General features: G+C 64.1%; 5 protein-coding genes. 4 read left to right on the forward strand and 1 reads right to left on the reverse strand.

The window, feature by feature from the left end:
- Positions 1–32: 32 nt before the first annotated feature.
- From CWR53_RS14810 to CWR53_RS14820, 3 genes are read left to right on the forward strand one after another with little or no spacing between them, the layout of a single operon-like run.
- Positions 33–473 (forward strand): hypothetical protein, encoded by a 441-nt coding sequence (locus CWR53_RS14810; protein WP_138031828.1) that lies wholly within the window; start codon positions 33–35, stop codon positions 471–473.
- Complete coding sequence (locus tag CWR53_RS14815) at positions 470–1,210, forward strand: hypothetical protein (protein WP_100851947.1); 741 nt, start codon at positions 470–472, stop codon at positions 1,208–1,210. The genes CWR53_RS14810 and CWR53_RS14815 overlap by 4 nt, the downstream gene beginning before the upstream one ends.
- Positions 1,210–1,914 carry an ATP-binding cassette domain-containing protein gene (locus CWR53_RS14820; protein ID WP_058604827.1) on the forward strand — a complete coding sequence of 235 codons (705 nt, stop codon included), beginning with the start codon at positions 1,210–1,212 and terminating at the stop codon, positions 1,912–1,914. The genes CWR53_RS14815 and CWR53_RS14820 overlap by 1 nt, the downstream gene beginning before the upstream one ends.
- Positions 1,915–2,122: 208 nt before the next feature.
- Here CWR53_RS14820 and CWR53_RS14825 read toward each other — a convergent pair whose 3' ends face one another.
- Complete coding sequence (locus tag CWR53_RS14825) at positions 2,123–15,073, reverse strand: non-ribosomal peptide synthetase (RefSeq protein WP_100851948.1); 12,951 nt, start codon at positions 15,071–15,073, stop codon at positions 2,123–2,125.
- Positions 15,074–15,425: 352 nt separating this feature from the next.
- Between CWR53_RS14825 and CWR53_RS14835 the strand changes: the two genes are divergently transcribed.
- Positions 15,426–15,947 (forward strand): RNA polymerase factor sigma-70, encoded by a 522-nt coding sequence (locus CWR53_RS14835; protein WP_058604825.1) that lies wholly within the window; start codon positions 15,426–15,428, stop codon positions 15,945–15,947.
- Positions 15,948–16,240: the final 293 nt, after the last annotated feature.

The following is a 16,240-nucleotide window of genomic DNA, read 5'->3' on the forward strand; positions in this document are numbered from 1 at the left end:
TACCTCTGTGCGTACAATTCATAGGGTGAATCATGAATCACTATAATGAAATACATTTTCAGTTACTGCCCGATTTTGAATTTCATAGACCTGCTGCGGTTAAGCATCTTCCGCACAGCGTAGAATGCGGGAGTCGTTGGCGTACGAATGGCTCAAGCGCCGGTTGGAACAGCGACGTGGTCAAAGCTGCAACTGGCGAGCATTTAGAGCGTAAGCACTTTTATCTGGACATTGCGGTCAGCGATAAAAATCCAATCAGTCAAGGGCTGTATCCAAATGAGACCGCTGCGCTGACTTCAGCATTAGCTCAAACCGCAAAAAATAGCTCAAAGACCGAAATATCCTCGCACCTATTTGACAGGACAGAGGTGTATCGAATCGTTGACCTCTCTCGCTGCTCGATACCTACAGCCCTCATCACACTAAACTCATGCACAGACATTGATGATAATACGATGGTACCTTTCCCATGACAGCAAAAAAAAACATAACAAAACACACATCGGTCAGGCTTTTCCATATCTCCCTGATTCTCATAAAAGAGCATATCAGAGATACTTCCAGCTTTTTATGGACTTCAGCTGCACCCTGCATACTTTATTTCATTGTGGTCCGAAGCTCAAACTTACCCTATCTAAAACAAGCGGGTTGGTTCTATGCCTACATATCTGCCAATGTCGCATTTTTTGGATTCAGTTTTTACTTAATCGGCAGGAGAGAGAGCGGCTTTATCCGTTCTTTTATTTATCGAAAGGGATCGATGCTATATTTTCTTACCGCTCAAATGATCAGCTATGCGCTGATGAGCTTACTTTACGCATCGCTATTCTACTTAATCACCAAACCGTTACATGGCTCATACTCACTACAAGAATACACGTTCATCCTTGCATGTTTTTCAACAAGTTATCTCGGCTTCACACTCATCGGCTTGATAATAGCCTCTCTCCCCCTCACGTTCAGCACGGCCGGCACCCTTTTCTCGCTTCTGTCATTCCTCATGCTCGTCTCGAGCTATCTCGGCGCTGCCACCGTTGAGTCCCAGCACCCTGTAGTCATGCTCCTTAACCCACTAATTGTGAGCACCCAGCTTTTTCACAGCGACCTCGCTCTCGGAATGGTCTTCCCACCCTTATTCATGCTGTCCATCACAGCGCTCTACCTGACAGCCAAGCATTCTAGAATTCAACCGGTTTGGAGCCGTTACTGATGCGCCTACTAACCCTCACCGAACTTTCCTTCTCGTACCAAAAAAGGCTTTTGCTTCACAAGATAAATATCGACTTATCGCCCGGCGAAGCAGTGGGCATTCTAGGCTGCAACGGTGCCGGAAAGACCACACTGTTCGACATTATCAGTGGACTTCGGCACCCGACGGGTGGCGTGATTTGCAATAATGCTCGTCACCCCACCTACCTGACTCAGATCCTCACACCGCCTCCACAGCTTCGAATGGGGGAGGTTTACAAACTCATTACGCTTTTAAATATGCCCACATTGCTAAGCATTGATCAGGCCATCGTGCGCCTTGATGGGTGGTCTCCCGCATTGGGCCGGCGCTTTTCAGAGATTGCGCAAAAAAAGGCGTCCAAATGCAGTTACGGGGAAGTGCGCAGCTTCATCAGCTTGACGCTCTTGTTGACGGGCAGTGACTTGATCATGCTCGACGAGCCGACCGCGGGGGTAGATCCTGAATTTCGGCATTATATTTGGTTGGGCATCAAGAGCGCCTGCCGTGAGGGCGCCAGCGTCATGATATCGTCCCATTACACACAGGAAATCGTAGATAACTGCACCCGCTTTTACATGCTCGCCCATCAACAACTTCAGGCATTCGATAACGCAGATCAATTGCTTGCTCGGTACCAGGCCAACTCACTGGATGAGGCGTTTATAAAGGCGCTAGCTGTATGATCGGTCACGCAAGTCGTTATCACAGGCGCAGTGAACACGCTCGAGAAAGGTGAAGACGGCAGCTTGCGAGGCCCCCTTGAGCCGCGACCCGAGCGAGCCAGCTCATGTCCTTAGGGCTGCGCAGCAGCCCCAAGGATTTCAGCCCCGCCAATCATCCGGGGTCGTTAGCCCTTGAACGAACGGGCGATTACCCATCGCCCGCCGCCCCTCACAATCCTTCCAACTCCGCCATCAAGTCACTCAACCGGTCCACCTTGTCTTCATCCAGGGCGCTGCCCTGCAGTCCCTCCACGTACACGGCCAATTCCGCCACCGTGCTGCACTCGAACATCGCCCGCAATGGCACGTTCAGCTGAAGTTGCTTCTGCACCCGCGAGGCGATCTGGGTGGCCAGTAGCGAGTGCCCGCCCAGTTCGAAGAAGTTGTCGTGTACGCCAACCCGGTCGGCCTTGAGCACCTCGGCCCAGATACCGGCCAGCAGGCCTTCGAGCTCGCTGCGCGGTGCCTGATAGGCCTGGCTGTGCTGGTTGCCGATGTCGACGGCGGGCAGGGCCTTGCGGTCGAGCTTGCCATTGGCGTTGTGAGGCAAGGCTTCGAGCCAGGCCCAGTGCAGGGGCACCATGTACTCGGGCAGCTCGGCGCGCAGGTGCGCCTTGAGCTGAGCGAGCACGGTGTCGTCGCCCTTGACCCCGTGGTGCGGCACCAGATAACCCACCAGATGCTTGCCGTTGACTCCATCCTGCACGGCCACCGCTGCATCGCGGACCTGCGGCTGCTCGTGCAGCCGGGCTTCGATTTCACCCAGTTCGATACGGTAACCGCGAATCTTCACCTGGTGATCGATACGGCCCACGTACTCGAACACCCCGTCAGGTCGCTGGCGGGCCAGGTCGCCGGTGCGGTACACACGCTCGCCGGGTGCACCGTAAGGGTGGGGAATGAACGCCAATGCCGTGCGTGCCGGGTCGCCCACATAGCCTCGCCCCACGCCCGTACCCGCCACGCACAACTCACCCACGGCGCCCAGCGGCACCAGTTGCTGTTCATCGCCCAGCAGGTACAGCCGGTTATTGTCGGTCGGGGTGCCGATGGGCAAGTAGCTGCCCTGGGTGGAGGCGGCATCGACACGGAAGAACGCCACGTCATCCGAGCATTCCGCTGGCCCGTAGGCGTTGACCAGACCGATCCGTGGGTAACGCTGCAACCACTGCGCCGCCAGCTCCGGTGGCATGGCTTCGCCGGTTGGCAGCATCCAGCGCAGGCCGTCCAGCGCCTGGTGTTCGTTGGCAAGCATGCCCTGGATCAGCGATGGCACGCTCTCAAGAACGGTGATGCCGGTGGCCTGAACATGGGTGAGCAGGCCCTGGGGATCGTGGGCAATGACGTTGGGCACGATTTCGACCCGGGCGCCGAACAGCGGCGCGGCCAGGAACTGCCACACCGAAATGTCGAAGCTCTGCGATGCCGTCTGCGCGATGACATCGTGTTCGGTCAGCGCCAGGTAGGGCACCTTGCTCAGTTGGTTGTTGAGCATGCCGCGCTGTTCCACCATCACGCCCTTGGGCAAGCCGGTGGAGCCTGAGGTGTAGATCACGTAGGCGAGGTTGTCCGGGCCGCTGTAGGCCTCAGGGTTGTGGCTGGCCGTGGTGCAGGTCTGGACGGTTTCCCACACCAGCAACTGGGGCCGTACGGCAGGGTCCATGGCTTGCAGCAAGGCCTGCCCCTGCTCGGCGCAGGCCGCGCTGCACACCAGCACTGGCGCGCGGCTGAGCTCAAGAATGCTTTGCAGGCGCGCAGTAGGCAGGCCTGGGTCCAGCGGCAGGTAACCGGCACCGGCCTTGAAGCTGCCCACGATCATGCCCAGCAGTGGCAAACCACGATCGGCCAGCAGGGCCACCGGCTGATCCACCCGGACACCCGCCTCGATCAGTGCATGGCCCAGGCGGTTGGCCGCCAGGTTCAGGCCGGCATAGTCGTACTCGGCGTCCAGGCACCGGGCCACGGTACGCTGAGGATGGGCAGCCACGCGCGCCTCGAACTGCGCGACATAGCTGTGCTCCAGGGGATAGGCCCGCTGGGTGTTGTTGCATGTCTGGAGCAAGAAACGCTGTTCCTCGGCGCCCACCAGCGGCAACGCTTGCACGTGTCCGTCGAAGCCCTGGACCAGCGCCAGGAGCAGGCGTTTGAATTCGGCCAGCAAGCGCTCGACCGTCGGGTAGTCGAAGTAGCGCTGGTCGAACGAGAGGTGCAGGCCCAGGTCATCACCTGGGTAACAGACCGCGGTGAGCGGGAAATTGGTGTGGGTGCGGCCTGAGTCGGAGGTGGCATCCAGGTGCTGGGCGTGGTCGAGCACGGCGGTTTCCACCGGGGCGTTCTCGAACACGAACAGGCTGTCGAACAAGGGCTGGCCCTTGGGCAGTTCGCTGCACGCCTGGATGTCCACCAGTGGCAGGTATTCGTACTCGCGCAGTTCCATGTTGCGCTCCAGCAAACCCTGCAACCACTGGCGCACACTGCACCCCTGGCCGGCCGCTGGCAGCTGTACGCGCAGCACCACGCTGTTGATGAACAGGCCGACGGTGCGCTGCATCTGCGGCATGCTCACCGGCCGACCCGCCACGGTCACGCCGAAGGCCACGTCGCGCTCGCCGCTGTAGCGCGCCAGCACCAGGGCCCAGGCCGCCTGGGCGAAGGTGTTGACGGTCAGCTGGTGGGCCTGGGCCAGCTCGCGCAGGCGAGCGCCCTCACTGACCGCCAGGCGTGTGTAGCAATCGCCGACGATCATGCCGCTGCCCGCATGCTCATGGCGCAGCGGGCGGTCGCTTGGCAGTGCCGTGGCGCGCTCGAAGCCGGCCAGGTTGGCTTGCCACCAGGCGCGCGCGTCGTCCAGCCCCTGGCGCTGCAGCCAGCCGATGTAGTCGCGGTAGCGCGGCGGCACCGGTAGTTGCGCCTGCCGGCCCTCGCCCAGCGCCTGGTAGATTTCGAAGAAGTCGTTCATCAGCAGCGAGCGGCACCAGGCATCAATGAGGATGTGGTGGTTGCTCATCATGAACCAGTAGCGCGCATCGGCCACACGCACCAGGCGCAGGTGGAACGGCGGCGTGTGCAACACGTCGAAGCCGGCTTCGCGCTCCTGCTTGTGCAGGGCTTGCAAGCGAGCCTCCTGGTCGGCGTCGTCCAGGTCGCGCCAGTCCTGGTAATCCATGGCCAGTTGCCCGGGCTTGTGGATGATCTGCAGCATGGCCTCGCCGCTGTTCCAGCTGAACGAGGCGCGCAAGGCTTCGTGCCGCGCCACCACCTGTTGCCAGGCCTGGGCGAAGCGCTGGGGGTCGAGTGCGCTGTTGATGCGGTAGCGATCCTGCATGTAGTACAGGCCGGTGCCGGGTTCGAGCAGGGTGTGCAGCAGCATGCCTTCCTGCATGGGGGTCAGCGGGTAGACGTCCTCGATCAGGTCGGCTGGCACGGGCAGCGCGTCGATCTGCGCCTGGGTAAGGTGCGCCAGGGGGAAGTCCGAGGGGGTGTAGCTGCCCTGCCCGTCTGCCAGGCAATGGTCGACCAGCGCTACCAGCTCTTGGCGATAGGCGTTTGCCAGTGTGGCGATGGTGTGCGGTTCATAGCGTTCACTGCTGAATGTCCAGCGCAGTTGCAACGCACCGCCGTAGACCTGGCCATCGACACTCAGCCAGTTGGGCAGCGGCGCATCCGGGTCATGGGCCAGGCCCACCGGCGCGTCCACCGGCGTGAACAGCGCGCCGTCGTCGAACTGCTGGTCGAACTGCCCAAGGTAGTTGAAGGTGATGCGCGCTTGCGCCAGGGCCACCATGTGCTCGCGCGTTGCCGGGTCCGCCAGGTAGCGCAGCACACCGTAGCCAAGGCCCTTGTGCGGCACTTGGCGCAACTGCTCCTTGATGTGCTTGATGGACGCTGCCAGAGCTTGGTCATCATCCCCTGCCAGGGGCGACAGGCTCAACGGGTAGGCATTGGTGAACCAGCCGACGCTGCGGGTCAGGTCCATGTCCTCGAACAACCCGTCGCGGCCATGGCCTTCCAACTGCACCAGCGCCTGTGGCTGACCCGTCCACTGGCACAGGGTCCGGGCAAGTGCCGTCAGTAGCAGGTCATTGACCTGGGTGTGGTAGGCCGCAGGCGCCTGCTGCAGCAACTGGCGGGTCTGCTGCGCATCCAGGCTGATGGTCACGGTACGGGCATGGCGCTGCAAGTTGCCGCCTTGTGGATGATCGCAGGGCAGCTCATGGCGTACCTTGCCCACTTGCGCCTGCCACCTGCCCAGCTCATCACGTAGCGAATCGCTGCTGGCATAGGCGGCCAGCCGCGCCGCCCAATCACCTGGGGCATGGGTCTTGGCCGGCAGGGCCTGGCCTCGGTACAGCGCCTGCAGGTCTTCGAGCAGGATGCGCCAGGAAACGCCGTCGACCACCAGGTGATGGATGGCCAATGCCAGGCGTTGCTCACCCTCCCCGTCCCTCACCAGCAAGGCACGGAGCAAAGGACCGCGCTGCAGGTCGAGGCTGCGTTGCAGGTCGGTGTACAGCGCCTGGCAATCGTCCAGGTCGGCGACCGTGGCCGACCACAGCAGCTGTTGATCATCAGGCTGGGCGTACTCGCCCTGCCAACGGCCAGCCGCATCGCTGAAACGCAGGCGCAAGCTGTCGTGGTGCTCGACCAGGGCGGCCAGCGCGGTTTGCAGCCGGGTCTCGTCCAGCGGCGTGCGGCATTGCAACAGCACGGCCTGGTTCCAGTGCTGCGGCTGCGCCAAGGCGCTGTCGAAGAACCAGTGCTGGATCGGGGTCAGCTGGGCGATGCCTTGGCGCAGGCCTTGCTCGATGCTGTCGGTGGCCTGTACCGGCTGCACGATGGCCGCCAGGGCCTGGATGGTCTGGTGCTGGAACAGGTCGCGCGGAGTAAATTGCAGGCCGGCCTGTCGCGCGCGGCTGACCACCTGGATCGACAGGATCGAGTCACCGCCCAGCTCGAAGAAATTGTCCTGAACGCCGACCTGGTCGACGTTGAGCACCTCGCCCCAGACCTGCGCCAATTGCGCTTGCACATCATTGGCCGGCGCCTGGTACTGCTGACGAGCCTGGTCGAGGTCGGGCAGCGGCAAAGCGCGGCGGTCCAGCTTGCCGTTGCCCATCAGCGGCAGGGACTCGAGCAGCACCAGGTGCGCCGGCACCATGTAGTCCGGCAGATGCTGATGGGCATGGGCCTTGACGGCCTCGCGCAGCTGTTGCTGGGCATGGGTGTCGGCAGCTGCGTACGGGCTTACGAGGTAGCCGACCAGTTGCCGTACGCCCTGCATGTCCACGGCGATGACCACCGCTTCATCCACATCGGCATGGGCCTGCAAACGGCTCTCGATTTCACCCAGCTCGATACGGAAGCCGCGGATCTTCACCTGCTGGTCGGCGCGCCCGATGTACTCCACCAGGCCATCCTGGCCCAGGCGCACCAGGTCGCCGGTGCGGTACAGGCGCCCGCCTGTGTGGCTGAAGGGGTCGGCGATGAAGCGTTCGGCGGTGAGGCCGGGGCGGTCGTGGTAGCCCTGGGCCAGGCCAGCGCCGCCTACATACAGCTCACCGATGCCACCCTGGGGCAACAGGGCCAGGTCGTCATCGAGGATGTACGCCGTGCGTTGGCCGATCACCCGCCCGATGGGCACGCTGCCCAGGTCGGCCGCCAGTGTTTGCGGGGCCAGGGCGGCCAGCGGCATGACCACGGTTTCGGTGGGGCCATAGGCGTTGAACAGCTGATCAGGGATGAAAGCCTGGCGGATGCGCTGCAGGTGCTCGCCAGTCAATGCCTCGCCCCCGGTGATCACCAGGCGCACCGGCAGGCACTCGCCCTGTAGGGCCAGATGCTGGGCCAACTGACTGCCGTAGCTGGGCGTGAAGCCCAGCACACTGACGTGCTGCTCTCGCACCAGCTGGCAGATCTCGTCGGCGCCCCATTGCCCTTGGGCACGGATGACCACGCGTGCGCCACACAGCAGCGGCACCCATAGCCGTTCGCTGGCCGCGTCGAAATTGATGGAATAGAAATGCAGCTCGCAATCGTCGCTGCGCATGCCGAACGCCTCGATCACCGCCTGGCAATGCATGGCGAACTCGCCATGGCTGACCACCACACCCTTGGGTTTGCCGGTGGAGCCGGAGGTGTAGATCAGATAAGCCGGGTGCTGCGCCAGGCTCACATCGTCCAGCGGCGCCTCGCTGTAGGCGCCCAGCGTCGGCTGATCGTCTTCAAGGCTCCAGCAGGCCAGGTGCTCCGGCAGCGGCCCGAGGTCCTGCAGCAAGCGCAGCTGGCTGAGCAGCACGCCGACCTGGCTGTCCTCGATCATGTAGCGCAAGCGGTCCAGCGGGTACTCCGGGTCGAGCGGCACGTAGGCGCCGCCGGCCTTGAGTACAGCCAGCAGGCCGACGACCATGTCCAGCGAACGTTCGAGCGCCACGCCCACCCGCACCTGCGGGCCGACACCGCGTTCGCGCAAGGCACGGGCCAGGCGGTTGGCCTGCTGATCAAGCTCGCCGTAGCTCAGGTGCTGGCCGGCGAACGTCAGGGCCCGTGCGTGTGGGTCTTGGGCCGCCTGGGCCGCGAACAGTCCATGCAGCGTATGCCGCGCCGCACTGCTCGGCTCACCACGCAGCTGCGCAACCAGCCCCTGCTGTTCGGCACCGCTGAGCATCGGCAGCTCGCACAGGCGTTGCTGCGGCTGATCCAGCAGACCGACCAGCAATTGCTGCCAGTGCGCAGCCATGCGCGCGATGCGTGGCGCGTCGAACAGGTCCTGGCTGTAGGTCAGGCAGCAGCCCAGGCGGCCATCGAGGTCCGTGACCTCCAGGTAGAGGTCGAACTTGGTGGCGGCTGCGTCGTTGACCAGGTAGTCCACCTGCATGCCGGCCAGCGTACGGCTTTGCTGGAAGGCCCAGCGCTGCACGTTGCACATCACCTGGAACAGCGGGTTGTAGGCGCTGCTGCGCGGTGGGTGCAAGGCCTCGACCAGTTGTTCGAACGGCAGGTCCTGGTGGGACTGCCCCTCGATGGCTGCCTGGCGCACCTGCTCGAGCACCTGGGCACCGGTCATCTGGCCGTCCAGCTCGCAGCGCAGCACCTGGGTGTTGAGGAAAGCACCGATCAGCCCTTCGCTCTCGGGGCGGATGCGGTTGGCCACCGGGGCGCCGATGCGCAGGTCGCGCTGGCCGCTGTAGCGATGCAGCAGCACGGCCAGGGTAGCGGTCATCGTCATGAACAAGGTCAGGCCACGCTGGCTGTTGAAGGCGTGCACGCGCTGCACCAGCGCAGGGTCCAGCTCGAACCTGTAGAGCTCGCCCTTGTGGCTTTGCACGGCAGGCCGAGGACGGTCGGTGGGCAGCGCCAGTACCGGGTGCTCCTGGCCGAGGCGCTGTTTCCAGTAGGCCAGCTGGCGAGCGCCCTCACCGCTGTCCAGCCATTGCCGTTGCCATACGCTGTAGTCCAGGTACTGGACGGGCAAAGGTGCCAGCGGCGACTCACGGTCGTCGACGAAGGCTTCGTACAGCTCGCCCAGTTCGCGGGCAAAAATGTCCATGGCCCAGCCTTCGGTGACGATGTGATGCAAGGTGAGCACGAAGACGTGTTCGCGCTCTTGCAGCTTGACCAGGCAGGCACGCAGCAGGGGGCCACTGTCCAGGTCGAACGCTTGGTGTGCCTGCTGGTCGGCCAACTGTTGCAGGCTGTGCTGGCGAGCATCGTCGGGCAGTGCGCTGAAATCTTGCCAAGCCAGCTGCAGGTTGCTGTCGTCGGTCACGCACTGGTAAGGCACGCCCTCGATGCTGGGGAAGGTGGTGCGCAGGGTTTCGTGACGCACGATTAGCGCGTGCAACGCCCGTTCGAAGGCATCCACATGCAAGGTGCCTCGCAGGCGCGCCATGCCACCGACGTTGTAGGCCGGGCTGTTGGGCTCCATTTGCCAGAGGAACCACATGCGCTGTTGCGAATAGGAAAGCGGCACCGCCTGACGGCGATCCACGCGCGGGATGTCACCTTGCGCATTGCGTTCACCGCTTGCCTGGATGCGCGCAACTTCGGTACAGAAAGCGCCCAGCTCGCTGGCGTCGAACAAGGCCTTCAACGGTAGTTCGACGTCGCAGGCCTGGCGCGTGCGCGAGACGATTTGCGTCGCCAACAAGGAGTGCCCGCCCAGGGCGAAGAAATCGTCCTGCAAGCCGACCTGGGGCAGGCCCAGCACTTCGCACCAGATGGCCGCGACCTGTCGTTGCAAGGGGCTGTGCGGCTCGATGTGTTCACGTTGCTGCCACACAGGCGCCGGTAATGCCTTGCGATCGACCTTGCCATTCGGGCCGAGCGGCATCTGCGCCAGCCACATGAGCTGTGCCGGCACCATGTAGGCCGGAAGCTGCCCGGCGAGTGCCGCGAGCAGGGACCCCGATTCGGCGGTGCCACTGTAGTAACCCACCAGTTGTGCACCTACGGTGTCCTGGCGAACCTGCACCACCGCCTGCTCGACGCCGGCCTGGGCCAGCAGGCAGGCCTGCACTTCTTCGGGCTCCACACGGAAGCCGCGGACTTTCACCTGGTGGTCCAGGCGCCCCAGGTACTCGAGCGCCGGGTACTGCACCAACCAGCGCACTCGGTCGCCGCTTCGGTACAGGCGCTGGCCGTTGCCGCCGGGCTGGGGCACGAAGCGCTCGGCCGTCAGGCCTGGGCGGCCCAGGTAGCCACGGGCCAGGCCCGTGCCACCCAAGTACAGCTCGCCGGGTACGCCAGGTACGCTCAAGTGCAGCTCATCGTCCAGCACCTGGCACAGTACATTGCCCAGCGGGCGACCCATGGGCGAATGCCCACCGTCGCTGGCGGTGCAATGCCAGTGGGTGACGTTGATGGCGGTTTCGGTCGGGCCGTAACGGTTGTGCAGCTGCACCTGTGGCAGCACCTGCAACACCCGATCACGCAGGGCGGCCGGCAACGCCTCGCCACCAGAGAACAGGCGGCGCAGGCTGCTGCAGCCTGCGGCCAGGGGCTCCTGCACGAACACCTGCAACAGAGGCGGCACGAAATGCAGGGTCGTCACGCCATGGGCCTGCACCAGCGCTGCGATGCGCTGCGGGTCGCGGTGCTCACCGGCACCGGCAAGCACCAGCTTGCAGCCGGTGATCAGCGGCCAGAAACATTCCCACACCGAAACATCGAAACTGATCGGTGCCTTCTGCATCAGCACGTCGTCCGCGCCCAGTGCGTAGGTCGCCTGCATCCACTGCAGCCGCTCGGCGAGCGCCCCGTGGGTGTTGCCCACGCCCTTGGGCTGGCCGGTAGAGCCGGAGGTATAGATCACGTAGGCCAGGTTGTCGGCGTCCAGGTGCAGCCGGGGCGGTTGGCTCGGCCAGTTGTCCAGGTGCAGTTGGTCCAGCGCGATCACGCCGACACCCTGCACGTGCGGCAAAGTAGCCAATTGGCTGCTGTGGGTGAGCAGCAGGCCGGCGTTGCAGTCGGCCAGCATGTAGGCCAGACGCTCGGCCGGGTACTCCACGTCCAGGGGCACATAGGCGCCGCCGGCCTTGAGGATGGCCAGCAGGCCTACCAGCAGCTGGGGCGAGCGCTCGATGGCGATGGCCACGCAGGTATCGGGGCCAATGCCCTTGTCGCGCAGGTAATGGGCCAGGCGATTGGCCTGCTGATGCAGTTCGGTGTAGCCGAGGCTGCCGCCCTCCCACACCAGTGCGGTGCGCTGCGGCTGCAGGCGAGCCTGCTCGTTGAGCTGTTCGACCAGCAGCTGTGGCGGCTGTGCAGCCGGCGCTTGCCCCCAGCCCAGCAACCGTGCACGGCTCGCCTCATCCAGCAAAGGTACCTCGCCGATGGGCAGTTGCGGCGTTTCGCAGACGTGCTCGAACAGGCTCAACAGCTGCTGGGCAAGCCGCGCCACCGTGTCCTGCTCGAACAGCTCGCTGGCGTAGTCGAATGCCAGGCGCACACGGCCCTGATGGTCTTCTTCGCTGTGCAGTTGCAGGTCGAATTTGGCTTCCCGGCTGTGCCAGGGCAGTTCTTCGGCCAGCAGGCCCGGCAGGCGCCGCAACGCCGACAGGTCGCGCTGCTGGTGGTTGAACATGACCTGGAACAGGCCTTGTTCCCGGGCCTGGGGCAACGCCTCGACCAACTGCTCGAACGGCAGGTCCTGGTTGGCCTGTGCCTCCAGGGTGGCCTGGCGCACCTGGCCGAGCAATTCGGCGAACGGCAGCCGGCCATGGACCTGAGCGCGCAGCACCTGGGTATTGATGAAGAAACCGACCAGCCCTTGGCTTTGCAGACGCGAGCGGTTGGCATTGGGCACACCGACGCGGATGTCGGCCTGGCCGGTATAGCGGTGCAGCAGCGCCTGCCAGCCCGCCAGCAGCACCATGAACAGGCTGCAGTGGTGTTGATGTGCCAGGGCCTTGAGGGCCTGGGACAGGTGCGCGGGCACCTTCACATTCAGCCGTGCGGCATGGTTGCCACGGTCGCTGGCGCGGGGATGGTCGGTGCACAGGTCCAGGACCGGCGCTGCATCGCCCAGCTGATCGAGCCAGTAGGCGAGCTGACGCTCGGCTGCACCCTCTGCCAACCACGTGCGCTGCCAGTTGCCGTAGTCGGCGTAGCCCAGCCCGAGCGGGGTCAGCTTGGGTTCCAGACCCTGACAATACGCTGCATAGAGGCGCGCCAGCTCGTCCATGAGCAGGGTGAGCGACCAGCCGTCGGCGGCAATGTGGTGCAGGGTGACCCAAAGCTGGTGATGCTCCTCGTCCAGATGGACCAGCGTCAGGCGCAGCAGCGGACCGTTCTGCAGATCGAACGGCAGGCACGCCTCGGCCTCTCGCTGGCTGTCGACGTGCTCAGGCGCTTGCCCCTGCAGGTCGAGCCGCTGAAGGTTCACCGGCAGGTGAGCCAGGATGCGTTGCACTGCCTGGCCGTCGACTTCGCTGAATACCGTGCGCAAGGCTTCGTGGCGGGCCACCAGCGCCTGCAGGGCGGCTTCCAGAGCAGGTTCATCCAGGGCCCCGCGCAGTTGCAGGCCAGCAGGGATGTTGTAGGCAGCCGACTGCGGCTGCAGTTGCCAGAGCAGCCACAGGCGGTTCTGCGCCAGCGACTGGGGCAGTGGCCTGTCGCGGGACAACAGCTCGATGGCCTCTGTTTGCTGGCCTTGGGCAAGGCTTGTGGCAACCGCCTGGGTATAGTCGGCCAGCACCGGGGCCTCGAAAAGGGTGCGCAGGCTCAGCTCGATACCCAAGGCGTCGGCCAGCGCTGCCGTGACCTGGGTGGCAGCAATGGAGTTGCCGCCCAGCAGCATGAAATGATCGTCCGCCGCCACCGCCTCGACCTTGAGGATGTCGCACCAGAGACGGGCGATTTGCGCCTGCAACCCGTCACCGGTCACGGCCTGGGTGGCCGGCAAAGCGGGTTGGGGAAAGCGCGCGTAGCAATCGAGGGTGCCATCGTCCATGCGCAGGCGGCAGGCCGAGCGCTGGAGTTTGCCGCTGGAGGTCTTGGGCAAGGCACCCGGGTTGAGCAACAGGACCACGGCCGGGGCCTGGCGGCAGGCATCGGCGACGACGTGACGAAGCGTTTTGATCAGACCCTCGGGGGCTGTCGTCTTCTGCACGTTGCGGCTGATCTCCACCGCCACGCCAATGGCTTGCTCCCCCTCGTGCTCGACGGCGAATACGGCCACCCTGCCCTTGCGCAGCGCAGGCACCTCACGCTCAAGGGTCTTTTCCAGGTCCTGCGGGTAGAGGTTCTGCCCGCGCACGATGAGCATGTCTTTCAGGCGACCGGTGACGAACACCTCGCCGCCGCGCATGAAACCCAGGTCGCCTGTGCGCAGCCAGCGCTGGCCATCCGCCTCGACGAACGTCTGGGCGCTGGCCTGGGCGTTGCGCCAGTACCCGTGGGCGATGCTTGGCCCGGCGGCCCAGATTTCCCCCACCTGGTTGTCCGCCAGCACCTGGCACTGCCCGGGTTCGACGATGCGTACCGCATGGCCTGGCTGTGGCCAGCCGCAGCTCATCACCACGCTGCCCTCGCCCGGCTCGGCGCGGTTTTCGGCAAAGGCCTGGGCATCGAGCGCCAAGGCGCCGATGCCCTCACCGCGGCGGCTGCCGCTGACGAACAGCGTCGCCTCAGCCAGCCCGTAGCTGGCGAAGAAGCTGTGTGGCTTGAAGCCGCAGGCCTGGAAGGTGTCGGCGAAAGTGGCCAGGCTGTCCTGGCGAATCGGCTCGGAGCCCGAGTACGCCACCCGCCAGCGGCTCAGGTCGAGCCCGGCCAGTGAAGCCTTGCTGATCCGCTCGCTGCACAGGCGGTACGCAAAGTCAGGGCCGCCGCTGATGGTGCCGCCGTACTCACTGATGGCCTGCAACCAACGCAGCGGCCGCGCCAGGAAATAACCCGGCGACATCAGCACGCAGGGCACGCCGCTGAAGATCGGCTGCAGCAGGCCACCAATCAGGCCCATGTCGTGGTAGAGCGGGAGCCAGCTGACGATCACGTCGTCAGGGTTCAGGTCGATACCGAAGCCGTGGCGGATCAGCTGTTCGTTCGCCACCAGGTTGCCGTGGCTGACCTGCACTCCTTTTGGCAGGGCCGTGGAGCCGGACGTGTACTGCAGGAACGCGATGTCATGGGGTTGCAATGCAGGCTCGCGCCAATCCGCCGCCCGTGCGGGATCGAGCCGGTCAACGGCCAGCAGCTCCGGGGCCTGCGCGGCTTGCAGCGCCTCCAGGCCCTGAAGGCTTTCTTGCAATCCCGCGATGGTCAGCAGCAGGCGCGGCTCGGCGTCGTCGATGATCGAAAGCAGGCGCTCCTGATGGTGCTGACGCGCGGACTCCGGAGGGTAGGCCGGCACCGCGATGACGCCGGCATACAGGCAGCCGAAGAACGCCGCCACGTAGTCCGGGCCGCTGGGAAACAACAGCACGGCACGGTCCCCGAATGTAGCCCGCGCCTGCAGCGCGGCGGCGATGGCGCGGGCGCGCTGGTCAAGCGCCTGGTAGGTGAGCACGGCCTGTTCGCCGGGCGCATCGGCCAGAAAGCGCAAGGCGATCTTGTCCGGGCTCTGTGCGGCGCGTTGCATCAGGGCCTGGACCAGCGAAGTCGGGAGTTCGAAGGCATGCGTCATGGGTGTTCCTGCCGGTGTCGAGTTGGGCGGGCCGGTGTGGCCACCTGCAGGGGCGGACAGCATCAGCGGCCGGGGATGTACAGAGGGGAACGGATGGCGGGGGGCAGAAATTAACGAAGCGCGGGTCAGGTGGAGAAAGACGGCCATGGCGAGTCAGCCAGGCGCAGCTACAGCCGTGCCGCCATCCTGCGGGTACGCAAGCGGGTCGAGGCGAGACTTAGAACTGAAAGATACAGATACTAATTTCGTTTCGTATTTGACAATCATTATCATTCTGAATAGCTTGTCGCTCGTCCTAGGACGCGTCCTACACCCCAACGCGCTCTTTACCCTTTGCATCCAGGTGATTTCCATGGCGGAACAACTGTCCACAAGTAAGTGCGATTCACCACTGCTCCAAGCTTTCGTAGAAAACCGTAGCATCTTGCTAAAGATTGCCGCTCGCATCACCGGCTGCCGCTCGCGGGCCGAAGATGTGGTGCAGGATGCCTTCTTCAGGCTCGGCAGCGCTCCGCAGATCACCAGTTCGTTCAAGGCGCAGCTGAGCTATCTGTTCCAGATCGTGCGCAATCTGGCCATCGACCATTACCGCAAGCAGGCGATGGAGTTGAAATACGCCGGCAGCGAGGAAGAAGGGCTGAACGTCGTCCTGCAGAACGCCTCGCCCGAAGCCACCCACATCAACCTTGCGGCCCTGGACGACATCGCCCGCGCGCTGAACGACCTGCCGCCACGCACGCGTTATGCATTCGAAATGTACCGCCTGCATGGTGTGCCGCAGAAAGACATCGCCAAGGAGCTGGGCGTCTCCCCTACCCTGGTCAACTTCATGATTCGCGATGCGATGGTGCATTGCCGGAAGATGACGCGCTAGGAACGGCGCAAAGGTGATTGGATGACTCGGTGCGGTACTGCTGGGGCGCCGGACCGGCCGCGATGAGCTGCGCAGCAGCCCCAGGATTTCAGCTCCGCGGCTGATATTGCCGGGGCCGCTGCGCGGCCCATCGCGGCCGGTCCGGCGCTCCGGCTAGGCCGCTCCCACACGGGGGTTCGCTGGCCCTCAGATGCAGTCAAAGGCAGTTGCTCCCGCAATCGCGCTACTTCGGCCATACCACGATCACGGTAGGAGCGGCCTAGTGCCGCGATGGGCTGCGCAGCAGCCCCAGA

Source organism: Pseudomonas sp. SGAir0191 (assembly GCF_002812565.2).
In the GTDB taxonomy this organism is placed as follows: Bacteria; Pseudomonadota; Gammaproteobacteria; order Pseudomonadales; family Pseudomonadaceae; genus Aquipseudomonas; species Aquipseudomonas parafulva_B.

Bases quoted from the DNA above. Each gene is read 5' to 3' on its own strand.
- CWR53_RS14810 (WP_138031828.1), top strand. From the start codon at position 33: ATGAATCACTATAATGAAATACATTTTCAGTTACTGCCCGATTTTGAA.
- CWR53_RS14815 (WP_100851947.1), top strand. From the start codon at position 470: ATGACAGCAAAAAAAAACATAACAAAACACACATCGGTCAGGCTTTTC.
- CWR53_RS14825 (WP_100851948.1), bottom strand. From the start codon at position 15,073: ATGACGCATGCCTTCGAACTCCCGACTTCGCTGGTCCAGGCCCTGATG.
- CWR53_RS14835 (WP_058604825.1), top strand. From the start codon at position 15,426: ATGGCGGAACAACTGTCCACAAGTAAGTGCGATTCACCACTGCTCCAA.
- CWR53_RS14820 (WP_058604827.1), top strand. From the start codon at position 1,210: ATGCGCCTACTAACCCTCACCGAACTTTCCTTCTCGTACCAAAAAAGG.